At 37.1% G+C, this 25,306-nt stretch carries 22 protein-coding genes; 16 read left to right on the forward strand and 6 right to left on the reverse strand.

Features of this window, described 5'->3' with window-relative positions; all coding sequences use genetic code 11:
* Nucleotides 1-68: 68 nt before the first annotated feature.
* Both R8495_RS01380 and R8495_RS01385 read left to right on the forward strand, forming a co-directional pair.
* On the forward strand, nt 69-1,196 hold the full coding sequence (locus R8495_RS01380; RefSeq protein WP_317635778.1) for an exonuclease SbcCD subunit D: 1,128 nt from the start codon (nt 69-71) through the stop codon (nt 1,194-1,196).
* A complete protein-coding gene (locus R8495_RS01385; RefSeq protein WP_317635779.1) occupies nt 1,180-4,290 on the forward strand; it encodes an AAA family ATPase in 3,111 nt (1,036 codons plus the stop codon). Before R8495_RS01380 ends, R8495_RS01385 begins: the two co-directional genes overlap by 17 nt.
* A gap of 29 nt (nt 4,291-4,319) precedes the next feature.
* Here the strand turns inward: R8495_RS01385 and R8495_RS01390 are convergent, their stop codons facing one another.
* Nucleotides 4,320-5,171, reverse strand: a complete 852-nt coding sequence (locus tag R8495_RS01390; protein WP_317635780.1) for an aldo/keto reductase — start codon at nt 5,169-5,171, stop codon at nt 4,320-4,322.
* 114 nt (nt 5,172-5,285) lie between these two features.
* Here R8495_RS01390 and R8495_RS01395 point away from each other — a divergent pair, with 114 nt between their 5' ends.
* Both R8495_RS01395 and R8495_RS01400 read left to right on the forward strand, forming a co-directional pair.
* Nucleotides 5,286-5,726, forward strand: a complete 441-nt coding sequence (locus R8495_RS01395; RefSeq protein ID WP_317635781.1) for a CopY/TcrY family copper transport repressor — start codon at nt 5,286-5,288, stop codon at nt 5,724-5,726.
* Nucleotides 5,727-5,742: 16 nt separating this feature from the next.
* Nucleotides 5,743-6,891 carry a MalY/PatB family protein gene (locus tag R8495_RS01400; RefSeq protein ID WP_317635782.1) on the forward strand — a complete coding sequence of 383 codons (1,149 nt, stop codon included), beginning with the start codon at nt 5,743-5,745 and terminating at the stop codon, nt 6,889-6,891.
* Between the two features lie 26 nt (nt 6,892-6,917).
* On the opposite strand, the gene R8495_RS01405 is transcribed toward R8495_RS01400, so the two are convergent.
* Both R8495_RS01405 and R8495_RS01410 read right to left on the reverse strand, forming a co-directional pair.
* Complete coding sequence (locus R8495_RS01405; protein WP_317635783.1) at nt 6,918-7,859, reverse strand: NmrA family NAD(P)-binding protein; 942 nt, start codon at nt 7,857-7,859, stop codon at nt 6,918-6,920.
* Between the two features lie 76 nt (nt 7,860-7,935).
* Nucleotides 7,936-8,805 (reverse strand): LysR family transcriptional regulator, encoded by an 870-nt coding sequence (locus R8495_RS01410; RefSeq protein WP_317635784.1) that lies wholly within the window; start codon nt 8,803-8,805, stop codon nt 7,936-7,938.
* 83 nt (nt 8,806-8,888) lie between these two features.
* Here R8495_RS01410 and R8495_RS01415 point away from each other — a divergent pair, with 83 nt between their 5' ends.
* Nucleotides 8,889-9,632, forward strand: a complete 744-nt coding sequence (locus R8495_RS01415; protein ID WP_317635785.1) for a potassium channel family protein — start codon at nt 8,889-8,891, stop codon at nt 9,630-9,632.
* On the opposite strand, the gene R8495_RS01420 is transcribed toward R8495_RS01415, so the two are convergent.
* The gene (locus R8495_RS01420) at nt 9,633-11,051 is read right to left on the reverse strand and encodes a PstS family phosphate ABC transporter substrate-binding protein (protein WP_317635786.1); all 1,419 of its coding nucleotides are present in this window, start codon (nt 11,049-11,051) and stop codon (nt 9,633-9,635) included.
* Nucleotides 11,052-11,117: 66 nt separating this feature from the next.
* Between R8495_RS01420 and R8495_RS01425 the strand changes: the two genes are divergently transcribed.
* Nucleotides 11,118-11,999: an Ltp family lipoprotein gene (locus tag R8495_RS01425; RefSeq protein ID WP_317635787.1), complete on the forward strand. Its 882-nt coding sequence runs from the start codon at nt 11,118-11,120 to the stop codon at nt 11,997-11,999.
* On the opposite strand, the gene R8495_RS01430 is transcribed toward R8495_RS01425, so the two are convergent.
* Nucleotides 11,993-12,181, reverse strand: coding sequence for a hypothetical protein (locus R8495_RS01430; RefSeq protein ID WP_317635788.1), 189 nt, complete (start codon nt 12,179-12,181; stop codon nt 11,993-11,995). The genes R8495_RS01425 and R8495_RS01430 overlap by 7 nt on opposite strands.
* Before the next feature lie 889 nt (nt 12,182-13,070).
* On the reverse strand, nt 13,071-14,666 hold the full coding sequence (locus R8495_RS01435) for an ATP-binding cassette domain-containing protein (protein WP_317635789.1): 1,596 nt from the start codon (nt 14,664-14,666) through the stop codon (nt 13,071-13,073).
* A gap of 374 nt (nt 14,667-15,040) precedes the next feature.
* Here R8495_RS01435 and R8495_RS11220 point away from each other — a divergent pair, with 374 nt between their 5' ends.
* The 10 genes from R8495_RS11220 to R8495_RS01480 all read left to right on the forward strand — a co-directional run bounded on the left by R8495_RS11220 (nt 15,041) and on the right by R8495_RS01480 (nt 25,304).
* Entirely contained in the window at nt 15,041-15,358 is a 318-nt protein-coding gene (locus tag R8495_RS11220; protein WP_486684820.1) for a class III lanthionine synthetase LanKC N-terminal domain-containing protein, read from the forward strand.
* A 564-nt stretch (nt 15,359-15,922) separates the two neighbouring features.
* The gene (locus tag R8495_RS01440; RefSeq protein ID WP_317635790.1) at nt 15,923-16,240 is read left to right on the forward strand and encodes a hypothetical protein; all 318 of its coding nucleotides are present in this window, start codon (nt 15,923-15,925) and stop codon (nt 16,238-16,240) included.
* A 1,367-nt stretch (nt 16,241-17,607) separates the two neighbouring features.
* Nucleotides 17,608-20,622 carry a BspA family leucine-rich repeat surface protein gene (locus R8495_RS01445; protein WP_317635791.1) on the forward strand — a complete coding sequence of 1,005 codons (3,015 nt, stop codon included), beginning with the start codon at nt 17,608-17,610 and terminating at the stop codon, nt 20,620-20,622.
* Nucleotides 20,623-20,724: 102 nt separating this feature from the next.
* Nucleotides 20,725-22,059, forward strand: coding sequence for a sensor histidine kinase (locus R8495_RS01450; protein WP_317636646.1), 1,335 nt, complete (start codon nt 20,725-20,727; stop codon nt 22,057-22,059).
* Nucleotides 22,060-22,063: 4 nt separating this feature from the next.
* A complete protein-coding gene (locus R8495_RS01455; RefSeq protein WP_317635792.1) occupies nt 22,064-22,792 on the forward strand; it encodes a LytR/AlgR family response regulator transcription factor in 729 nt (242 codons plus the stop codon).
* Nucleotides 22,793-22,889: 97 nt separating this feature from the next.
* Nucleotides 22,890-23,117 (forward strand): hypothetical protein, encoded by a 228-nt coding sequence (locus R8495_RS01460; RefSeq protein ID WP_317635793.1) that lies wholly within the window; start codon nt 22,890-22,892, stop codon nt 23,115-23,117.
* A 10-nt stretch (nt 23,118-23,127) separates the two neighbouring features.
* Complete coding sequence (locus R8495_RS01465) at nt 23,128-23,598, forward strand: hypothetical protein (RefSeq protein ID WP_317635794.1); 471 nt, start codon at nt 23,128-23,130, stop codon at nt 23,596-23,598.
* Nucleotides 23,595-23,807 carry a hypothetical protein gene (locus R8495_RS01470; RefSeq protein ID WP_317635795.1) on the forward strand — a complete coding sequence of 71 codons (213 nt, stop codon included), beginning with the start codon at nt 23,595-23,597 and terminating at the stop codon, nt 23,805-23,807. Before R8495_RS01465 ends, R8495_RS01470 begins: the two co-directional genes overlap by 4 nt.
* Nucleotides 23,808-23,916: 109 nt before the next feature.
* Nucleotides 23,917-24,342 carry a hypothetical protein gene (locus tag R8495_RS01475; protein ID WP_317635796.1) on the forward strand — a complete coding sequence of 142 codons (426 nt, stop codon included), beginning with the start codon at nt 23,917-23,919 and terminating at the stop codon, nt 24,340-24,342.
* A gap of 11 nt (nt 24,343-24,353) precedes the next feature.
* Nucleotides 24,354-25,304, forward strand: coding sequence for an efflux RND transporter periplasmic adaptor subunit (locus R8495_RS01480; RefSeq protein ID WP_317635797.1), 951 nt, complete (start codon nt 24,354-24,356; stop codon nt 25,302-25,304).
* Nucleotides 25,305-25,306: the final 2 nt, after the last annotated feature.

Below are 25,306 nucleotides of genomic sequence, written 5' to 3' on the forward strand. Positions count from 1 at the left end.
ACCATTTTACGTAAAATTATGTTCAAAAAAGTGAAAATCAATTTAAAAGTTAATGCAAGGAGTCAAAAATGCGTTTTATTCATACGGCTGATTGGCATATTGGGCGCAAGCTTAATGGCTTTGACCTGCTAGCCGACCAAGAAGCCGTTTTTCAAAAACTAGTTGAAGTAATTAAAAGTCAACATGTTGATGCAGTAGTAATCGCGGGAGATCTTTATGATCGATCTCTTGCGAGTGAAGAAAGTGTGGCTTCGCTCAATCAAATGTTATTTTGCCTGAATCGTGAATTAGATTTGCCTTTGCTTGTAATTAGTGGCAATCACGACAGTGCGACGCGCCTTTCCACCGGACGCCAATGGTTTAATCAAACTCAATTTTTCTTAAATACGCAGCTTAAGGACGCGTTTGAACCTGTAGAATTGGGTCAGACTCAATTTTTTTTGCTACCTTATTTTGAACCAGCACAGGCGCGCGAATTTTTTAAAGATGAAAGTTTGCGAACTTTAAATCAAGCGATGCCCAAAGTTATGAAAATGTTGACAAAAAATTTTGACCCAACAAAACATCATGTTTTAGTAGGGCACTTTTTTGCGGCGGGTTCAACTCATACTGACTCAGAAATTATGGTTAATGTTGGCGGATTAGATGCAGTGAGTTTAGCCGATTTGGCTGATTTTGATTATGTTGCTTTGGGACATTTGCATAACCGCAAGGCGATTAATGAAGAAAAAGTGCAGTATGCAGGAAGTTTGTTGAAATTTAGTGTAAGTGAAGCAACTCAAGCAAAAGGCGTTTATTTGGTAAACACCGAAACTTTTGAGCGTAAATTTATTGAACTAGAGCCTAAGCATGACCTTGTGCATTTAACGAAGAGTTTTGCTGAGCTAACAGATCCTAATTTTTACCATCAAATTAATCGTGATGACTTCTTGGCGTTAACTTTAACTGATCGAGATGTAATTACTGATGCAATGGCGAAATTACGAGATATTTATCCGCACATCATTGGAGTAGATCGACAACACGGCGTCAAGTTGGCCCATGCTCTAAATCCTCAGACGGTCAAATTAGAACCACTTAATTTGTTAAATCGTTATTATGAAGAAACTACGGGCAATAAATTAAGTAAGCAACAATTAAATTGGGCACAGGAAACCCTTGATTCAGTTAAGGAGGAAAATGATGCGGCCAATTAAATTGACGATGAAATATTTTGGACCTTATGTTTTTGAAACGGTCGATTTCCAAACCTTTGATACCAGCCCGTTGTTCTTGATCAGTGGACCGACGGGAGCTGGTAAAACGACGATTTTTGATGCTTTGACGTTTGCTTTATATGGCAAAACATCTTGTAACGACGAGCGTTCAGGCAGTGACTTACGTTCTAAATTCGCTAAACCAGATCAAATTACTTCTGTTGAACTAGTTTTCAGTCATCAAAATCAAGTTTATACAATTTATCGGCGTCCGCAGCAGCTTTTAGCGAAAAAAAGGGGCGATGGTTTAACGAGTATGCCAGCTAAGGCGATGTTGACGATCGAAAAAAATGGCTCAAAGCAAGAAATCGAAAAGTTAAGAGAAGTAGATCAGCGAATCGCCGATCTTTTGCAATTAGATAGTGCTCAATTTCGCCAAGTTGTTTTGCTCCCACAAGGAGATTTTCGCCAGTTCCTCGGAGCAGATAGTGATAATAAAGAAGTTTTATTGCGCAAGCTGTTTGGCACCCAGCTCTATGATCGCTGGGCAAATGCTTTAAAAGTTAAACAATCTGCTCATAAAAAACAAATTGATGAAAAAATGCTTGAACTTAAAATGCTAAAAGATCAGTTTGATTGGCAAAGTTGCCCGAAAAAAGATTTGCCTTTAGGAGAAATCTTGACGGCGATGGAAAATGATAATGAACAGGTCAAAATCAAAGCTAATACCCTTCAAGAAGCATCTGATGATGCCAAAAATCAAGTTAAAAAGCTAACAGAGGAGCTTGCTAAATTGAAGGCTTTGCAAGAAGATTTTGAAATGATTGCTAAAGCACAGATTGATTTATCGAGTTTAAAGCTTAAAGAAGCTGAGATGAACAAATTAGCTAAGGAAGTTTCTATTGACGAATGGGTTCAACAGCACCAAGATCAATATCGAAATTGGCAAGCTTCCTTAAAAGAAATCAGCAAAATTGATCAGAAATTGGCTGCAGCTACGGTCGAATTACCCGCTAAAATAAAACAACAGAATGATTTTGAAGCAGAAAAAGTAAAAATTGATCAAAAAGTACCAGCAATTGATCAAGCAAAAAACGAGCTTCATGATCTTTTATCAGCACAAGTCAAAATCAGCGAGTTAAATCAAGCCCAGTCACGAGTAAAATCTTTAACCAAACAATTGGAAAATGCTGAATCGGCTGTGGCTAGTAGCAACTGTGAGGTCTTAAAGCTAGAAGCGGCATTGAAAGAACTGCGCAATAAAGAAGCAACAGAACAACTAAATGAAGAAATCATTAGCACCAACGACTTAAACATTCGATTGACTGCCCTTGAACAAGATTTTAAAGAATACCAAGAATTAAAGCATCAAGTCGATCAAGTTAAGGGACAATTGGTCATCCAAAAAGATCAACTGGCAGTCAAGGCTAAATTGGCAGATGAGGCTCAAGCCAAATATGATGGACTAAACGATCAAGCCTTGGTTTCACAGATTACAATTCTTGCAAGCAAGTTATCTGATCATACACCTTGTCCCGTTTGCGGCAGTAAGGATCATCCAGCACCTGCGAATCTACAAACAAAATCGAAATTTGATCCAAAAGCTTTGGCTCAGGCTGATCAGGCGCGTCAGTTAGCCCAAACCCAATTGGTTAAGGCGGAAAAAGACGTTGTGCAAACCAAAGAAAACATTGTCGAACTCGAAAATAAAATTGCAGCAATTTTAACCAAGCTTTTTAAACAGTTGCCAATCCCGCCAGATAGTAACTTGGAAGCAGAATTAGTGAAATTTAGATCGCAAGTTCAACAAGCAGAAAATAAATTAAAATCTGATCAGAAAGTACATGATTTAAGGCAAAAGGAGCTTACAGCTAAAGAAGACGAGCTAGAATCCAAGCGTGAAGAATTAACTAAGCTTAAAGAGCAATTGAATGATTTCAAAAATCAGCGAACAGAAAATCTTACGACTGCTCAAATCTTAAAGAAAAGCCTACCTACGGCCGCCCTTGATCAGGATTTGTTAGAAATCAACATTAAGGAATTGCGGCAGCGACTAGAGGAATTTACTAGAAATCAAAAATCTAATCAAGAGACTTTAGCTCGGTTAAATGAACAGGTAACGGCGTTGAAGGCACAAATCAGCGCATTGACTACCCAAAAAAGTGATCGTCAAGTCGAAACTGCACAACAAGAAGCTGCTTTTCAAGCTGCATTGACCAAATTCTCAGAAATTGAGGATTCAGCTGATTTTCTTATGCACCTCGATCATTTGGCTAGTTTGTCTCAGCACAAAAAAGATCTAGAAGACTTTAAAAATAAAAAATTAAGACTGAATATTGAGCTAACAAATGCTAAAAAGCGGACTTCTGGTAAGTCAGAGCCCGATTTAGAGCCAGTAACTAAGAAATTAGCAGCAGCTCAAGATCATGCAAATCAAGCGCAAGAACAAGCGACTATTTTTGAACAGCGACTCAAAAAAAATCAGCAACTAATGGAGAAAGTTAAAAAACTTTGGCAAAGTAATCAAGTTGCTTTACAAGATGCAGCAGAATTAAATAGTTTAGTTGAAATTATGACCGGCTCTGGTCCGCATAAAATATCGTTAGAACGCTATGTTTTGCAGGCTTATTTATCGCAGGTACTTAACGTTGCAAACAATCAATTAATAAAAATGACTAACGGACGCTATCAATTTGTTCTAGATCACGATCAGGGCAGCTACAAGAAGAATTCGGGCCTTGAGATCAATGTCTATGATGATCAGGTGGGAGCAGTGAGGTCGGTACATACTCTCTCAGGCGGAGAAAGTTTTTTGGCGGCTTTAAGTCTAGCATTAGCTCTGGCGGAAGTGATTCAAGCAAAGAGCGGCGGAATTAGAATTGATGCGCTATTTATTGATGAGGGATTTGGTTCGCTTGATAGCGAAAGTCTTAACGATGCACTAAGTGCGCTTAGGGATTTGAGGGGAAGTTCTCGTTTAGTTGGCATTATAAGCCATGTCCAGTCCCTTCTTACTCAAATACCCGATCAGCTTCAAGTAAGGCCAAATGGAACGGGGATTTCTCGTCTTTTAGAGACTCATTTGGGGGAATAAAAAAGAAGATCATTGATCTTCTGAAAATGTTAAAGTATTGACAAAGGTCGCTTGGTTGTGGGCTTTGGATATGCCTGATCCAGCTGAGCAAGATCTTCAGAACTTAAAGAAATCTCACCAGCGGCAATATTTTCCTTCATATGCTCAGGAATGTTTGACTGAGGAATTGCGATAGTTTGACCATCACGAATTGCCCAAGCTAACATAATTTGGTAACTACTGGCATTATGACGCTTAGCAATTTCTTGAACAACGGGATTTTTGGCAATCTGAGTTCCGTGGTTGGCAGTTCCAGCCCCAACAGGGCTATAAGCAATTAAAGTTATCTGACGTTCAATCTGCCAAGAAATCAAATCATATTCAATGTTGCGGCTTCCGAGGTTATAAAGAACTTCGTTGGCCTGAGCATTTTCCCCTCCTGGCGTATGATTAAGTTCTTCAAGATCTGGAGTATCAAAATTAGAAACACCCCATGCTTTGATTTTCCCTTTTTCTTTCAATCGCTCTAATTCTTTGACAGTTTCACTAAGTGGGGTCATGCCGCGCCAGTGATAAAGGTAAAGGTCAAGATAATCAGTTTGGAGCCTTTTGAGGCTTGCATCAAGACTTTTTTCCATTCGTGCTTGGTTGGCGTTACTTGGTAAAACTTTTGAAATTAAAAATAAATCGTCACGAGAATAAGGCTGGATCGCTTCTCCTACCAGGATTTCTGCATCACCAGACCCATACATTTCTGCAGTATCAATTATGCGTGCTCCAGCATCCAGTCCAGCTCTTAAAGCCGAAAGATGCAGAGCATGAGTATCTCGTGAACTACCCATGTGCCAGGTGCCGATCCCAATTGCTGGCATCATTTTCCCTGCAATTTTCACTTTTTTCAATCGTTTTACCTCCGAGTCATATTATAACTTAAATTTTGTGTGATGGAATCTAGAAAGTTGGTCGCGATTAATAGCATCGATAGATTATAATACAACAGAGGTTAATAAATTTAAATGAAAAACAAAGTAAGCGAAGATGGGATTAGTCCAGCTGAGTGGGAAGTTATGCGGATAATCTGGACTTTAGGGCCGGTTAAAACTAATACCGTAATTCAAGTTATGAACGATAAAATGAACTGGCAGGCATCAACGACCAAAACTTTTCTGGCCAGGTTAAAGAAAAAAGGATTTTTAACGTCAAAAAAAGAAGGCCGGGAGTTTTGCTATCAGGCTAGTATTGATGAAAATAAGGCAATTAATGAGGCAGTTTCCCGGTTGTTTTCCAACATTTGTGAGATGTGTGTTGGAAATACTGTCAATCAGCTTTTAGAAAATCTTGAGCTTTCGCGCCGTGATATTGAGAAAATGCAGGATACGTTGGCAGAAAAATTAAAGACCGCACCGGAGAAAATCGATTGTAATTGTCTGCCGGATGAATATTGTCACCACTGTTAGGAATGAAGGAGCACAAATGAATTACAATTTTGATGAAATTATTGATCGCAGAGGAACTGATTCTAGTAAATGGCAAGTTTCTGCCAATGAGTTGCCTCTGACCATTGCAGATATGGATTTTAAGACCGCACCAGAAATTATTAGTGATCTTAAAGATAAAGTGGCAACAGGAGTATTTGGCTATGAAAACCCGCCGGAAGAATATTTTGCAGCGGTGATTGATTGGTATCAGAAAATGCATCATGCCAAAATTCAGCGGGAATGGATGATTTTTGCAACGGGAGTCATTCCAGCATTGTCTTCTTTGGTGCGTCGCTTAAGCCGTCCTGCCGAAAATGTTGTAGTCCAAAGTCCTGTTTATAATATTTTCTACAATTCAATTGAGAACAACGGGCGCAAAGTTTTGGAAAATCAGCTGGCGTATGATAAAAAAACACGAACTTACCGAATTGACTTTTTGGATCTAGCAGCCAAATTGGAAGATCCTCAAACTACGATGATGATTCTTTGCAATCCCCATAATCCGACTGGTCAGGTTTGGTCGCCAGACACATTGGAGCGAATCGTGAAACTCTGCTGTGATAATCACGTTGTTTTAATAAGCGACGAAATTCATGGTGATCTGGTGCTTGATGGTCCAGACTATACGCCGATTTTTTCATTGGAACCAGAGTTAAGAAATCATACGGTTGCGCTTGTTTCGCCGAGTAAAACCTTTAATGTTGCTGCCTTACATGCCGCGACAGTTATTGTGCCTGAGCCGTTTTTGCGTCACGCTGTTGATCGGGGGTTAAACAATGAAGAATTGGCTGAGCCTAATTTGGCAGCGATTCCTGGCACCATTGCCGCTTATCGTTATGGCAGCCCGTGGTTGGCAGAATTGAAAAGTTATCTGCTCGATAACCGGCAGTTGGTAGAAGATGCTCTGACCGATCAGATGAAATTGGTGAAAGGCAGCGCTACTTATCTGCTTTGGTTGGATTGCAGCGCCTTTGAGGTTAGTTCAGGTCAGTTAGCAGCTGAAATTAGACAGCAAACTGGCTTAATTCTCTCGCCGGGTAAGATTTTCCGCGGCAATGGCGATCAATTTCTGCGCATGAATATTGCGTATCCACGTAAGGTTTTAAAAGATGCTCTGAAGCGCCTAACTAGTTTTTCAATATAAAAAAAGCACACCTTTTTTGGTGTACCTTAATCGTCTTGCGAGTGGCGAGCGCCAATTTGAAAATCGTCTGCATGTTCGAACATGTATTTAACCGTTAGCGGCTCGTCACCGGTCAATTTCTTGAAGTCATCAGTCCAGATACTCATCTTGTCTTCCCGGATGGCTTGAGCAAAAGTTACCATTCCGTCGGAAGAAAATGGCGCCGTTGAATCTTTTTTGAAATCGCCGTCTGTCGTCCGCGGAACGCCCATTGCGTCGAAAATTTGGTAGTTCTCTTCGTCAGTAATAGCTTCATACTTGAAGTTCTTGCCAGTAACTTCGTTGCCAATTTCTACAAATTTAGTTAAAGTCATCGCTTCGGCGCCATTGATGTTCAGCGCCTTGTGATGCAAATCTTCGTTACTCAAGGCGTATGCCGCCGCTTTGGCACAATCACGCCTTGAAATATATGCCATTAGTCCGTCGCCTTGCGAATTTTTGAGCACGCAACCTGTTTGTTCAGCGGCAAAATAACTTGTAATCATCGCCTCAGCGTACTGCGAGTTGCGCAGAAAAACATAATCAAGCCCACTTGCTTTAATGTAGTCTTCTGTGAAAATGTGATCTTTTTTTTCAACACTTGGGTTTGTTGGGTCGTCAGCGTTAACTAACGAAGTGTAAACGATTTGTTTCACACCCGCTTCTTTGGCAGCATCAACGACATTTTTGTGTGCCGCTTGTCGTTTAGCGCCAACGAAGGGCATCGAAATAAGCAGTAAACGTGAATTGGCAGGGAAAATATCTGCTAACCCTTCGGGGTGATTGAAATTAGTTTGATAAGTTTTAAAGCCTTCGCTTTCGAATTTGTTTAAAACTTCCTGGTTATACCCGCAGAAAATTAAGCGGTCTTTTGAAACAAGGTTTTGAATATATTTGGCAGCTTGTCCGCCAAAATTACCATCAACACCTGTGACAATTAATTGATCCATTATTTGACTCCTTATTTTTTGCGTTCATTTTAGCTCAATTAAGATGTTCGATCCAACATCGTTTTGTTGACGGGTATTAGGATTTGGTTATATCTTCGACAAAAGAACGTGCTGCGAGGTTTTGCTTTTTCCAGGCGAGACAAATGTTGAATTGATGGTGGGTGTTAATAATTTTAAGCCGATGAAGCTTGGAAAATTCGTTAGTTAGTGGGTAATAATCGGGCATGAAAGTCACGCCTTGGTTCAGCTTGACGAGAATTAGGGCAGTTTCGGTGTCTTTAACAGTCGTTGAGATTTGGAGCGGAAATCCGTCTTGCTTTGCGTGTTCAAACATTAACTTGGTAGTGTTGGAATTTGTTTTGCTTGTAATTCCGATGATATTTTGCCTTGCGAGATCTGCCAGTCGAATCTCCTGTTTTTGATACAATTCATGTTCGGGACCGACGATTAATTCGAAATTTCCGTGCATAATTGTGAGCGTTTCGATTTCGGTGGTAGCTGTAATTTCCGAATCAAAGCAGATTGCGACATCTACTAAATGTTGGAGAAGGCTGTTTTGGATTTCGTCCAGATCGGTTTTTACCAAAACACATTCAGGCGGCTCATTTTTTTGAACAAAAGGAAGCACAAATTTCTCAAGTGGTTCACCAAATCCCTCGGGGTAAGCTAAGCGAATAACTTTTGGTTGTTCGATGTTTTGTAAATCGCTTTTGATCATTTGGACTTGGTTGAGAATAATCAGCGCTCGCTCGTAAACTATTTTACCCGCGGGAGTCAACTGAATCGGCAAAATTGAGCGATCAAAAAGTTTGGTGTTTAATTCACGTTCTAAGTTGGCGATTTGTTGGCTAACGGCGGTTTGCGAAATATTGTTGTTGGCCGCAGTTTGCGAAAAACTATGGTTCTTAGCGATCTCCACGAAATAGTTTAAGTGGTTAATGTTCATCGGTTTCCCCCTTTATTAGTTAATCTTGAAGCTAAAAAACAAATTATGCAAGTGTATAATAGAAGCATTGATGGGGGAATATTATGACTGAAAACGGCAAAAAGCAACTTTCTAAGCTTTATACTATTTTGATGGCACTTTTGGCAATCGTATCGATCGTCTTAGTTATTATGGATTATGCGTCGCTAATTAATATTGAAATTAGCCCGTATTCTTATCTAGACAGTGGAATCTTAATCGTTTTTGCGATCGATTATTTTGCGCGATTGCTGCTATCAAAAAACAAGTGGCAATTTTTTAAGAGTAACATCTTTGACCTTTTGGCGATTATTCCCTTTAACTCGCTTTTTTCAGTTTTTCGCCTGACGAGACTTTTTCGCTTGGCACGCCTGACCAAAGCCCTGCGATTTATCAGATTAGTTGGCTTGACTGGCAAATTGCAAGAGTCGGCAAAGCGCTTCTTAAAAACTAACGGACTCATTTATTTGATTATCATATGCGGGATTATTTTGATTATTTCATCGGTTCTTTATTCGCTTGCTGAAAATGTTTCGCTTGAGAACGCATTTTGGTGGGCGATTGCAACTGCCACGACGGTCGGCTACGGGGATATTTCGCCGCAAACGCCGGTCGGTCGGTTCGCCGCCATCATGCTGATGTTTGTTGGAATCGGGTTAATTGGCTCAATCACTAGTGCGATTACAACTTTCTTTACTCAGAATAAAGAGGATAACAATACCGAAATTATTCTGCGCAAGCTGGACGAAATCGAGCGGGAGAACCAGCAACTTCATGCTGAAATTTCAAAGCTCAACCGGGAAAAATAATTATTTTACACCGACGTATCCAGTGTCATTGAGCATTTTCTGACCAGCGGGACTTAATAACCACTGAACGATTTTTTGAGGATTTTCTTTGCCGTCACTGCGAGTTACTGCATAAATTGGGATCACGAACGGATATTTGTTTGATTTAATATTTTCGGCAGTCGGGGCAATTTCGTTGACGTCTAAAATTTTGGTCTCAGAATCGGAATTGATTTTGGTAGCATCAATCCGAGTCGCGTAACCCAAGGCTTTTCGATTGTTGTCATAGTTGGCACGTTTGACATAAGTCTGAATCCCGAAAGTTCCTTGATATTGTAAAGGATCACGCAACGACTTGCCCTTCATCACTAGTTCTTTCATTACTATTTGACTGTTAGAAGCAGGATCGTTTTGAAATGCTTGAATTAATCCTTTTTCATCGCAGACTTGTTGCCAACGCATGAATTTTCCTTGGTATATTTTTCGCATCTGATTAGGAGTCAAGCTCATAATTGTGTTGTTGTGATTTACGAGAAAGACCAGCGCTTCTTTGGCAATTGGGACTTTATTTAGCTTCAAACCGGCTTTTTTGGCTGCCTGCTCCTGGGCGGGAGTGGGTTTAGGCATTAAGACGAGATCGGTTTTTTGCTTCAACAGTTTCTTGAAGGCTCCATCTGTCGTATCAACTTGCCACGATTCTTGCGCTTTAGTGGGGGCAATTCCTTCGTAACCCAGCTCGATCAGTCCAACCGCCAAGGGCGAAAATTCAGCAGCCCCAGTAATTTGCGGATAGTCGCTGGTAATTTGGAGGTTTGAGGATTTCGGAATCTGAGCTAACTCAGCGCTCGCTGCATAATTTTCGTCGTTTAAACTACCCTTAGGTTCGTGATAATCAATCTCATCTTTGGATGTATCGTGATAATCTGAGCCGACAAATAACTCGTTATGCTTTGAATTTAAGAAAAATGGGATTATCGCTAAACTCGCCACTAATAAAATTGGAGCGATGATTTTAGGCGTTAAACGTGGGAGCCGTCGTTGAGTTTTCCACCAGTAAAACCCGATACCCAATAAACTTGAAATAAATGTGATAAAAATTAAGACCGGGATTGCACCTGCTCCATTATAAATTAAAAAAATTCCAAGAAATCCATACGGCAGAAGGACAATCCAGTACCAACCTGGGAGTTGAATATACTTAAAGTTATTACCAGTTATTACTAAGAAATATAAGATCATATGTACACTCAAAAATATAAACTGAACAATGAATTGTTGACGTAAATCATGATGCTTTTTACTATAGAAATATCGATAACAAGAATTAGCTAATGAGATCACAATGCCCACTGTTGGCATTCTTACTATTAGACCTACAACGCCAATCACAAGCGGTGAAATAATAAAAGTGCTGATCCATAAGTTGAGTTTAATTTTCAAAAGATGCGCCTTTCTTTTTTGCGTTTTAATATATAATGAAGAAAAAACATCATAAAGGCAAGAATAATGCAAAAAAATAAGCGATTCGATCAAAATTGGAAATTTTGGTTTGTCATAGTTGCGCTTCTAATAGTTAGTATAAACGCAGTTCTGAGTGAGCCTGCACCGCACCCTCACGCCACTCATTTGAAGCCAAAAAAGAAAAAGCCGACGCCCATTAACCAAGAAGCTTTGAAGGAAGCTAAGATCTACTCTGGGGTCTTATATTTGTCTGAGACGCAAATTTATGAGAAATTAACTTACGAATACGGAGACAATTTCTCGCCAGAGACCGCACAAGCAGTGATCAAGCACTTAAAGATTGATTTCAACACAAACGCCTTAGCTCGAGCAAAGGATTATTCAAACAAGGAGCATTTATCGAAAAATAAGATTTATGATTATCTGATCACAGACAAGTTCACCGCAGCTCAGGCGAATTATGCGGTCGAGCATTTAAAAGTCGACTATAACGAAAACGCTTTATTAATAGGAAAGTCATACTCAGAGACGGATCATTTGTCGAAAAATAAGATTTACAAGCAACTTATTGATAAACTCGATGGAAGTTTTTCGGTCAAAAATGCTAAATACGCAGTTAAACATCTTGAGGTCAACTATAACGAAAATGCTCTATTCAGGGCAAAATCATTCTTGGAGGAGGAGCCGTTGTCGAAAAAAGGAATTTACGACAAATTGGCTGGTAATTTCGGTGAAGAGTTTACGGCCGAGAATGCGCAATACGCAGTCGCTCATCTTGAGGTTGACTACAATAGTAATGCACTCGCAAAGGCTAAAACTTACCGTGAAGACTCGGATATATCAGATGGAGATCTTCGTGAGCAATTGGACGCTCGCGGCTTTACTCCTGAAGAAATTCGGTATGCGATTAATCATTTAGCTCAGTAATCTTTATTTAATTCTTTAACATAAGAAAAGTCAGTTAATACCGCTTTAAATGCCGTTGAAATCCCGAAAACAACTGTGCGGCTGAGGGTGGCAAACAGTTGATCAATAATAGACTGATTGATGGTTGGTCCGCGGTTACCTACGTAAATTCCGAGGCGGATTAAGGACGTTAGTAAAAACATTGATGCGATTAATACCGGTTATAAGTAGAAAATCAGTGTCGATTTCTTGGATTTTTAAATATTCAAGGATGTAATTAAGTGTAAATCCAGCACCGATTCCAAGCGCCTGATTGTCAAAACCCGACATTTTTAAAACTAATGAGACATTGACTCCTTTCTAGTTATCCTGAATTTCTGCCTTCCTCGACCGATTGACAATTAATGGCATAAGGTAAGATGTTTCAATAAATAAGTCTATCGGGTGGGGGGTCAGGGTTAAAGTGTAAATCATTTTTCTTTCCAGATGAATATTTTTCTTTTATTGACGACCCTTTCAGCAGCCATGATTTTGACAATCAGCTTGCTATTTTTCGTGCCCAGTTACCACTAGACTGGTTTTATATTTCTGTTTTTATGGTATAAATATTTTTTAAATATTAAATCGGATTTAATTTTAAAAATCAAATCTATCTTTTGAGTAAAAAAAGTGATCTTAGCGAGGATTTTGATTTTTCAATTAACGAAGAGCAACAGAGCTTATCTTATCGTTCCATGAAATCATGCACCAATTTACTCAGTATAATTTGAGCTTTTTGTTTTTCCTGTTGGCTTTAAGTTATGTGCTCTACGAAATCCGCAAAAATCGTAAACTACAAAGAATCACGAAAGAAAAGCTGATGATTGAAAGTTATGTGAGTACTTTGGATGAAATTCAGTTAAATATTAGGAAATAATACCAAGATATAATAATTATCCATCTTGAACAATTAACGTTTAGAATAAAACGTTTTATTCTAAAGATGTCGAATCTTAGATAAAATTTTTGCAAAAAGCCTCATAATATTAATTTTTAAAAAAACTTTTGTATTCAACTTTTTTAAAAAACGCTAATTATATTTATTTGTAAATGTTATAATATTCTTTTTGTTATGTTGATACATCTTTGAAAAAGATTTTTTGTATCATAATTGAAATTATGAGCTATAAATATCACTGTTGCTGAACATTTCATTAGATTCTTTAGGATTTTAAATGTACTTTCAGTATCTATTGCTGAAGTTCCTTCATCGATAAATAATATATTTTTTTTATGAATGAGTGCTCGAGCTAATATTATTTTCTGTTGTTGTCCCCCAGAGTAGTTTGGATTATCTAAATCAAGTTTTGTGTCAATACCTTTGGGAAAGTAGGAAATATCATTGTTTAAATCAACTAAATCAATTGTGTTGGAAAGATCTTTTCTTAAATTGATGTTAAACATAGTAATATTATCCTCAATAGAAGCAGGAAAAATTGTAGCTCTTTGAGGAATATAACCGATTTCACTATAATCAGGAATAATTATCTTATTGTGATTATCTTTGAAAATTATGTTTCCCTGAGTTGGTTTTAAATCTCCAAGTAGTAATTTAAGCAAAGTGGACTTACCAGATCCACTATCGCCCGTTAAAAGAATTTTTTCTCCTGCTGAAATATGTATATCCGGGAAAAAAAGTTTTTCGCCATTTTTATATTCTATAGATAAATCTTCTGTAATAATTTCATAAATATCATCAGAATTTGTTCGAATTAAATTCCCGCATTTTGGTCGGTTCATATAAGTTTGTAATTCACTGTTTAAAGATTTTGTTGAAATAATTGATCCATATGAATTTGAAATTTCTCCAACGCCACTAAAAATAAAACTTGCAAATTGAGATGCCGTAAATATAACTCCAAAACTGACTATTCCATTTAAAATTAAAATTCCAGATAAAATTAAAACAGAACCTTGAGAAAAAATGCTGAAAACCAAATTAATCAAATTTAAAGAATACTGGATGTTATATCGATGCATTGAACTTTTTTCTAAATCTAGAGAGGATGTATCCAAAACACGATCCAATTTACTAAAACTTTTGTATCTTTTGATTTCAGAAATTCCTCCCAGCCATTTTTCCATACCATTTAGGTAGCTTTTAGTATTTTCTGATACTTTTAATGTTGCTTCCTGGAGGGGTTTAGATAATAGTTTTGGAATGGAAATCATAATAGTAACTAAGACAAATACTAATAACAATAAAGTCCAGTGCATACTAACTAAAGCAACACACGAAAATAAAATTGATAATATCTGATTAAAAATAGATAAAACGCTACTTAAAAAGTCATTAGATAAAATATTAAGATCATTCGTTAGTTTATTTTGAATTTTATAAACAGGGCTAGGGAAATAGCTTTCATAGTTACACCTAATTACTTCAGAACGGATTGAATGCAAATAAACTTGTGTCTGTTTTGCAAACAAATATTTGCTAAATATCGAACATAAATATCCCAAAAACATAGCTAATATAAATTCTATACTAATAAAAACAAAAGACTTAAAATAACCTTTTTTGAGATAATTAATTGCAAAAGTTAATATGTAACTCCCACCAGTCGTTCCTAATGCTCCAATAATAGAAAGAAAAAAAATATTAAAAATTCTGACAGGATTTCTTTGTATGAACTCTTTTATTGACATTCTCTTAATCTCTTTCTTTGTTATGTCAAAATTATTTTCTAAATTCCGTCTTAATACATACAACTAAATGTTTCGTTACACACGACACTGTCCTGAGATACATTGTTCTTAGGATCTTGGGATACTTCATATTCGTTCGTAGGAAGCGAATTTAATGATTCTTCTGACATTAGCTTTCTCCTTTTTTATATTTGAAGATTTTTTATCTCGCGAGTAATCTCCTAAGTAGTTTATAACTCAAAAAAAAATCAATGTCAATTTTTTTCAAATTAGGAATCAAAAAAACTGTTTATTTTTTTTAAAAAAAATATAAAATTTTAATTAAAGATATTCAATTTTCAAAAAAAGAAAATGATGAAAGGATTTTTTGAATCATGAAATGTATAAATGTTTTCGATGGATCTTATGATATTAAAGTTAAAGGAGAGTTTAGTGTCATTGATGATCGTTCCTTTAATGATGTTCTTTTTCATAATCGAATTTGTCTCAAGGATTTTTGGAAAATACATGTATCTCCTAAAATTGAAGATTATGTTGAGGTTCTTGACATAACGTCAGAATTATTAATATCAGAGAATATTAATTTTAAATTTGTTAAAAATAGGAAATTGGCCCTATCTTTTGTAAGTTCAGATTGTAGCATGGGATCTTCTGGAAAATTAATAACTATATATCCAAATTCAATTAGTTAAGCCAACAGTGTTATGGAGAAGTTATCTAAAAAGCTTATAAATTATGAAGGTTCTGAAGTTTTAACTGATCGTCTTTATAAATTATCTAAAATTTTTTTTTAGATATGGTCGACATTTTGTTGAAGATATATCAAACTTTGAAATTAAAGGTCCTGAAGATTTATCATTTAAGGATGATAGGAGACCTTTTTATGTTATACCCTCATGGGTTTATGGTCCATTTCCTAAAGAACAACGTATTACCGGAAGTGTTGTAAGGGAAAAGTATAAAATAGAAAATATCTTAAAAAAATTTAATGGGGTAATGTATATTTTGGCAAAAGAATTCATGATAATATTCCTGTTGTTATAAAAGAAGCAAGAAAAAATATATTAGTTAACAGAAGTGTTTTGAAGACCAAATTTATAAATAATGAGTTTTAAGCTACAAAACAGTTATATGATGGCAATAGTGGTTTTGTACCTAAATCGATTGAAAAAATAGAAGAAGTATTTTCAATTTTTTATATTTATGAATATGTTGATTTTCCAAAGTTAAGTAGTTTATCCGGAAAGAAATCACCCATGTTATTAGGAAATTCAATAAATAATTTAAAAGAAATTCTGAATATTGTAATTTCACTTATTGATCAGGTTTCTATTATTCATGGATTTGGATTTGAAAATATTGATATTTCTGCCAATAATATAGTTTGGGATGGAAAAAAAACGTATTTAATTGATCTGGACTCGTTACATCCGAAGGGGCAAATCTCTTATAATAAAACTATTGGTTTTTGGATAAATAATATGAAAAAAAATTCAAACTATATTAGAGATTATCAGAGGATTTTCTTTGTTTTTTCTTTTTTATTTGCAAATCAAAACATGTTTTTTTTGTAAAACAAGTGATCAGCAGATGATTTTTTCAAACTTTTGGAGATGGACGCTTAAAAAGCATCTCTCGCCCAGATATCTAATTTATTTACAGAGACTTATCAATATTAAAAATATTGATGAAGTAAAGGAAATTAAAAAAGGCCTCCAAAATTATATCGATATTTTTTTAAATAAAAAAAGAACAAACACAAAGACACCTACATGTTTTGATATTCTAACGAAAATTATAGAGGAATCTAATGTAAAGATATTTAATACTGATATATCGATATTAGAACCATTGAGCAGAGAAAATTGAACAAATCAAAATTGAGAAATTACCTACGGGGTTGTCAGGGTTATCAGGATTGCTGTTAATGATTTTTTCTAAAACAAAAGGTATGGACGAATTAAAATCAATAAAACTATTTAATTTAATTAAAAAAGAATTAAATAAAAGGATAATTAAATCGAAGGGTTTTATACTTTAAAGGTTAATTATTCTTCGACAATAATATCTCCGTATGTTTATGACGGAGTCGCAGGTTTTTTATTGGTCGCATTAGAAAACGGAAAATTTGATTCAACATATTTAGAAAAATATAATTTTTATAAATATATTTCACATCCCTTTTCGAAAGTTGGAGGAATTTTAAATGGATTGTCTGGAGAGACACTATGTCTTATTGCGAGCGATATCAAATATGGAAAAAAACATATAAATTAAAAGTTTTTGATCAATTATTTACGGTAATTGATCAAATTTACTTTAGGTCAACTTTTCCCATGATGTTCAATTACAAAAATGGAAAATTGGATAATACCTATTCAAATGGAGTGTCGGGTATTTTGGATATAATAGATTTAGCTTTATTATATTATTGGCAGGACATTAAAATCATAGATAAATAGAAATATTAAAAAAGAATAGTAACAACTTTTTGAATTTTATTTTTTTGATACACGTTTTTTCAGAGTTTTAGAAGAATTCACAAAAAATGTTTTAATCATTAAGTAGGCTAGTACGGTATCATACTTTTAGGAGTGTGAAGAGGTCAAGATTTCAAATGTGGTACCTTTTGATTTGGCGTGCGCTTTGGAGAAATTCCCGACGGTTTTTTGACACAAATATCAAGTCAGCTGATAATATCCATATTTCATATAATTTAAGATTGAAAGCAATCCTGGCCCTCGCTTGAAAAAAGTAATTTTCTTGCCAGTCTAAAATTGATTTTGTTTTAAAGAGTAATTTTGATATAATCTTTATAAACATTTCAAATTATAATCTAGGGAGGATATGATGAGAGGGAGATTAGCGAGTAGTATTAGTGTAAACGTTTTCAGGAGGGGGAGGGCATTTATTAAATTGCCTTAAAAGAGCTTTTCAGGTAATGATTTTGATTTTGTTGGGGCTGGTACTTAAGAGCGAGTCAGTCAATGCGACTCAAGGTCCATTACCAACATTTCCTAATGTAAGTACAGATCTAACAACTTTGATATCGGATAAGTATAAATTTAATCCGATTAAGTTTATTAATTTATATGATACACAATATATGGAGATAAACCCAACTGTCAGTGATACGATAAATTGTGCGATTAAACCATATACATATGATCTCAGCGCTAATATAGATAATGGTACATCAAATCCTTCAGATCCGACGTATCCGGGGAATCCGATGAATCCCATGGGACCATCGTACTATATGATGGAGCGTGATCAAAACTCGCATGAATCAATTCCAGAGTTGGGAAATACGGGAGGCATGAAGGCTGTATTTACCTATGATGTTTCGTTTGATGATGGTGCAGGACACTTATCTCATGAAAATGTAACAGCTGAGGTTGTGGCACCCGATATGACAGATTGGATCGTAGTGGGACCTTATGGTTCAGTTTATTGCCATACTAGTACGGCTTATAGTGCTGGAGCAATGGTTAAACTTACATTTAGGGGAATTCCCAAAACCGGGCACCTTACTTTTGGCGGTTTGGTTATGGGACATAGTGCAAATATTCATTGGATAGAATCTAATCCACTTGGATTTACTAAAATTTATACGCGTAGTGATACAGTTCTTCAAAACGATGATTCTATGGCGAATTCTGATCTGAATTTATCAGTACCAATTGGTGCATATGTAGGGAATCCTCAACAAAGTCAATTAACTGGTATTTATGAGATTCCGGGAGATGTTTTGGAAGTTAATCTATGGGTTAGTGATGACTTAGGAGGTAATAATGGTCAACGTTTATTACATGGTTTTATGCCGAATTCTTTGGTTAAGTTCGGCAAACAGCAAGGGTCAGATTTTGAAAAAGTCGGGAACTATGAAACGGCGATTAATCAAAATCCTTTAAGTCCTTTACTGGTGCCGCTTGATTCTCCGCAACCTTTCGCTAATCCAGTCATTCAGCCACTTGGTTCTCTACAACCCTTCGGTAATTCAGTTATCGAGCCACGTAAAGTCCGCTCTCTTTATACAATCAAAAACAAAGTTGCGACTCCAAGCAGTTCGAGCGATTATCTATCGAAGTATCAGATTGATGACGATCTTTCTTCTGCTTGGAAAGTTGATGCCAGTACGATTTCCATTACTGATGAACAGGGGACCGATGCTACTGGGAAGTTCTCAGTGACAGTGGATTCTAATAATCATTTACTAATTGCAGCTAAGGCTGCGAGTCTCAGTTCTGCAAGCTTCTACGGACACACTTACACGTATGAGATCAATGGTCCTCTTAATCCTGAGACTGCCGACACGTGGCAGAATGATCTGCAGCAAACAAATGGTTATCAGTTTTCTTTAGGATATCCCAATATCGCAAAACTGACTAAGCAAGTTGGAACCAATCCTCCTGAAATTAGCGAATCAGAAAAAGTAAACAATCGAGTATTTGTTTTTAAGCCTTCATTGCATATCCCGCAAAGAACTTTTTCTAGACTGGATTTACCATATAATGGAGGTGCTGCGACATTTTATGCAGAAACACTTACTGATCCTGACTACCTAGATATCTATTTGACCTATCGTGATACTAATGGAGTGATGAAAACTCAGCCGTGGAATTTACAAAATCCGACTACGATGGTTCAAAATCGGTTGAAGCTTACGGACTCAGGGATCTTGTTTAATTGGTCAGCAAAATTTCCCGCAGATTTTGATGGCAGTATAAATCAAACGGCTATTGTGACACTTAAAGATCAAGAAGGTGTCAAGGTAACTGACTATCTTTATTATAATTTGTGGTGGCAAATAGAAGGTGATGCGTTAGCCATTTATCCGCATGAATTAAACGCAGAAGTTGATGCACCAAATGGTCAGTGGCCTTGGGAAGACCAGTATAGAAAAATTAAATCAATTAAAATCAAGCCAGGGGTAACTGCTAAGAAATCATTAAGTCACTTGTTTTCCGGATTACTTTATGCAGAATCGATTCAGGGGCTGGAGAATTTGGATACTTCCAACGTTGAAAACTTTAATACGATGTTTAGTTTAGGTTTGCGCATGGAGACACTCGATTTATCAAGTCTGAATACGACCAAGGCAACAAGCATGGTTGGTTTTATGAATCTTTGTGGAGCTAAAAACGTAATTTTCGGTCCAAATTTTGATACAACAAACGTAACCGACTTCAGGAGATTCTTTGCTAATGTAGGCTTAAATGAAATTGATTTGTCGAAGTTCAAGATTAGTAACAGCGCAAGCACGACTGGCATGCTTAGTGATAATAAACAAATTTGGAAGTTAACTCTTGGACCTAATTCCAAATTATCAGCAGATGCGGGCTTACATTCACCGACCGAAGGAGAGCTATTTACCGATCAAGCTGATCCGACAGTTAAATGGTATCCAACGAGTACCAACTGGCGGGAAGTAAAAGAATCAGAAGGCGGCAGTGCTCACAAGCCAAAAGGTGATTTAATTACCGCCGCGCAGATTCTTGCTGATTCAAAGACTAGAACCGATCGCAGAACTTATGTATTTGATCAGACAGGGAAGCAATCATTAACGATTACGGGTAATCCAGACTTCGGCACGTATACCAGAGGTCAGAAGGAAAGTTCGCAGATGGAATTACAAATGACAAACAATAAGAACGGGAAGAACGGCAAGAATTGGGAAATATCGGCAGCAATGACGAAACCATTCCATCTTACCGATGATCCGACCAAAGTTGTTACGGGAGATCCGTTGTCGATCAATGTCATCAATCGAAATAAAGTCACTAAGCTTAGTTCAGCAGTTCAGAAGGTTTACGACGGAACTTCAACTGATTTGTATCGAGATGAAGAGACAATTCCATTTACGTTAATCTTTGAAACAGATCCAGCCAATTTTCCTGCCAGAGGAATTTATACATCTGAACTTACATTTACGATTGTTAATGAAACGCCATAACTACAATACCGTTGGGGAATTCCTGACGGTATTTTTTCACGCAAATATCAAGTCAGCTGATAATATGGTAAACTACAATAAAAAAAGGATTACAAATTTTTGATGCTGATTCAAATTATTGCGCTGGAAATTTTGGTTCTTGCGCTTGAATTGAATGTTTTTCTATTCTTCACGCAAGTTTTTAACCGAAAATCACGAATTTTAATTGTCGTTGCTAACGCATTGACCTGCTTGGTTTTTTTGTTCTTTTCACGCCCAGGGCATAATCAATATATGATCAATGAAGATCAATATTTTGTAATCGCTGCGGTGGTTATTTACGGTTTTTATTTGATTTTAGGTCAAAGAAATCCAGCATTTACCCCGCTTCTTTTGTTTTTTATCATCGAAAATATTTTTGTTTTAAATCTAATTCATGGAGTAATTCGTAGTTTGCCAATTCGTTTTTTCTCGTACGCCTCAGCGTTAAACTTGCTAATCCAGCTGGGACTTACTTTATTGATGCGCTCGAAACTCCAAAGAATAGAATTATTTGATACGAGAAAGAAAAGATTATTTTCAATTATTTTGCTGGTGGCAGTAGTTGTTCTACAACTATTTCCAGTGTTTTTCGTTCAAAATAAAGTAATCGATCGAACAATTGAGGTCAATTCGAGCAGTAAACCAGCAGATATGCCGCCGCTTAAGACGAAAAACGTTTCGCAGTTCAATCAGTCATTCCTCGTTTTTGTGCTTTTTATCCTTTTGGTCGTGGGGTACGTGAGTTATGAGGTTAGCAAAACTCGCCGCAATAAACGGCTGGAGCTGGAGAAGTCAATGATGGAAAACTATGTGGGAACTTTGGAGAAAATGCAGCTCGATATCAAGAAAGTTCAACACGATTACAAGAATATGCTGCTGGGAATTAACGGATTCGTTGATGAAGATGAGATCAATCGGGAGGCGCTGAAAGATTTTCTGGCTGAAAATCAGCTGCGTCAAAATGCGGTTCAGCTTAAAACGAGCAATCTTGATGACTTGAAGAACATCAATCTTCCAATTATTAAAGGCCTAATTTCGACCAAGATCGTTCAAGCGGGGCAAAAGGGAATTCGGGTGATTGTCGAGTGCCTTGAAGCAATTCAAATTCAGAAAGTTGATCCCTTTGATTTGGCTAGAGCTTTAGGGATTATTTTAGATAATGCAATTGAAGAAAGCGAGAAGCAAGAGCAAGGCGAGATTCGGATTGTCCTGCTCGACGATGAGGCAAAAACGACCTTCATAATTAGTAATACTTGCTTAAAAAAAGTTTCAAACTTTGGAGTCTCGACTAAGGGTCAAAATCGCGGTTTGGGATTGAAAAATTTGAAAGAAATTGTAGAAAACAATCATCATTTACAATTAGAAACCACTTGGGCAAATTATTTGTTCACCCAGAAATTGACGATTAGGAAATAAACTAATGACGAAAATTTTTATTTGTGACGACCAGCCCACGCACTTGGGAGCGGTCAAGAAAATTGTGGAAAATGGGATTCTTTTTGCGGAGCATCCTTTTAACATTGAATTGGCAACGACCGACCCCAATGAAATTGTTCAACATCTAGGAAATAACGAGATGGCAGTCTATTTTCTAGACATTGATCTTAACCATGAAGAATATGATGGCTTGAAGTTGGCAATGAAAATCAGGGAAAAGGATCCGTTCGGTTTTCTAATTTTTATTACATCACACCTGGAATTCGGAATGGTAACTTTCGAATACAAGCTGGGAGCTTTTGATTACATTATGAAAACTCCTGACCTCGAGTTGTTTAAAGAACGAATTCTAGCAGCCCTCAGAGCAGTTGTTGAGCGGACTACAACAAATTCTGAAGTTAATCGCATCAAACTTAAGACAGATTACGAGGATCGCTACCTTAGCGTCGAAGATTTAATTATGTTAGAGATCGTCGGCAATCACCGTCTGCAGATCACCACGAAAGATCAGGTCACCGAGTGTAATGGAACGCTTAAGAAAGTGAAAAGCGAGCTGCCGAATTATTTTTTTAGCTGTAATCGTGGGATTGTGATCAATCTTAAAGAAGTAGCTGCTCAGAAATTAGAAACGGTGGTCATGACCAATGGATCGATCGTTCAGTGCAGCGGTCGTCAAATGAAGGAACTAAAGAAACGTTTAGGTAAAACTTAAACGCTTCTTTTTTTTGCAAAAAGCGGAAAATCCTGCACTTAAGTAAGTATTTCTACATTTGGGGGCGCAGCCAGTAAGCTAATAGAGGAGGTAAGTGATGAAATTAAAAAAAATTTGGAAGATCGTTTTAGCGATTTGTCTCGCAGTATCAGTATTGGTCATTTGGCTTTGGCATGAATCTGGCATGAAGAAGTTGCCAAATAGCGTTGACGTTCAGCAGGTTTCTGACGCAGATGCCAAGAAAGAAATCGAAGAGTATAAGAAAAAAGGTTACAAAGTTGAAGAAAAGAACGGCAGAGTGAAAGTAACTCCGCCGAATGAATAGAGGTATGAAAATGAGAAAAAGTATTTTATTAATTGCAGGAGCGGCGCTTCTTTTTACAGGTTGTCAAAATACTCAGAAAACCAGCGAGCAGCCGCAGACGAAAGTTGAAACTAAGGGTGAAATCACTGCGGCGAACTTTGAAGAAAAAATACAAAAAATTGACAAAGCGTTGGTCATAGCTGGGGATCCGAAAAACGATGAGTTCAAAAAAGCTTACGATGAGCTAAAACCGATTGCCAAAGAATTGAAAGTTGACTTGCACACTGTTGATGTGTCGGGCAAAGATAACGCTGAGCTGCGCAAGAAATACGCACTTGACGGACCATCCGATGTGATGATTGTTAAAGAAGGAACCGTTAGCAAACTCGGTGGCGGCAAGGGCTTACCACCGAAATCAACTCTCAAACAAATTTTGGATCAAGAGATTCCTCAAGAAGTCAAAGATCAAATGAAAAAAGCAAGGGAAAGTTCAAAAAAATGAAAAAAAGAATTTTAATCGCAGCAGTGGCAGTGATCTTGTGTGTAGTTGGTTTTGTCGTGTTTAATATCAGCCGAAATGGAAGCGCCAAATTAGGCAACAGTGAAATTGTAACTGAAAAAGGCTTAGATAAAATGAAGGAAGACGCCAAGAAGAATGGTCAAAGAGTAGAAGAAAAGGGCGATCAAATTATTTTTTATAATGATAATTAAGTTTACCTAAACGGGAATCTTGTAACGTTTAAGTTGCTGATCCGACATTTGGGGTAAGAACGCAGTTGATTCAAAGTTCCGCTGTTAAAATCATTTTAGGAGGACGAAAATGAAAAAACAGTGGATTTTAATTGCAACACTTCTAGGAATCGTGCTTTTGGCAAGTGGGTGCCAGGCTAAAAATAGTGCTAGCAACGTTGAAGAACTTACAGTTAACGAATTCGGCAAGAGACTGCCGAAGCTGGAAGGGTCTGTCGTTTTTTTCGGAGACCCAAGTGGCGAAGGTTACGATCAAGCATTGGAAGACATGAATCAGCTAGCAAAAGAATATTCTGCCAAAATGTATAAGGTTAATATCGACAACGAAGATGGCAGAAAGCTCCTGGAGAGGCAACAGAACCTTACTACTCCTTATGATGCTGCGGTTGTGATGCCGGATGGAAAATATATCTTGTTAGAGCTAAAGAAAAAAGGATTACCATCAAAGGAAAATTTCAAAAAATTGCTTGCGGGCGATTTAAATGCACTACAATAAAGGAAAACAAAATGAAAAAATATTGGATCGCAATTTCGGTTGCAGTAATTGCAATCGTGGTTGGTGTCATCTTTATTAAGCGAGGCAGCAATAATCGCAAGCCTCCCGAAATATCAATCCAAACAGTTCAGGTCAAGAAAAGTGATCCACTGAGTTTTAACGGGATCGCAAAATCCAAGAACACTCAAAGTATCACGCTTAACCAAGCGCTTGGCGAAAACATTCATCTAGAAAAGCAGAGTGGTGAAGCAGTTACGCAGGGCGATTTAGTTGCCACTTACTACAGTTTGAAAGACTACAATACGCTTTTGAATAAACAGCGCCAGGTGCGCCAGAAGAATGATGAGATTGATCAGCTGAAGAAAGATGTTCAGAATAATTCGGCGAAAATCACGACCCTCACAAATGATGTGAACCAGCTGAATAAAGAGCTTAACAAAATGAGAGATGACGCACCTAACAAGATTTATGCCCAGTTTGATGGGGTTGTGACAGTTCCAACAAGCAGCAGCGATGGAATGAAACCGGTAGCTGAGATCTCAAGCAATGACGCAAGTGTGGTGATTTCAGTCAGTGAATACGATCTCAGTCATCTTTTCTGGGATCAAGAAGTGAAACTTGCACCTGTGGATTCAGGAACGAAGATTAAAGGTAAGATCACTAATATTGCTGATCGCCCAGACAACACTACCAGTAAGATTTCTACTTATACTGCGCAGATTAAGCCAGATGAGGAACTAAAAAACGGCAGTCATGTCCAGGTTACAATTCCACTTAAGGAAATTAAGATTCCGAAATCTGCTGTTAAAGAAGAAGACAAGAAGTTCTTTGTGTATAAGGCAAATGGCTCGAAGTATACCAAGAAAGAAATTCAAGGTACCAAGAAAGATAATTATTTCGTTGTAACGAGCGGTCTCAAGAGCAACGAATCAATCGTGAAGAATTACAAAGAAGCGGATTAAAT

Origin of the sequence: Xylocopilactobacillus apicola (assembly GCF_033095985.1) — a bacterium.
In the GTDB taxonomy this organism is placed as follows: domain Bacteria; phylum Bacillota; class Bacilli; order Lactobacillales; family Lactobacillaceae; genus Xylocopilactobacillus; species Xylocopilactobacillus apicola.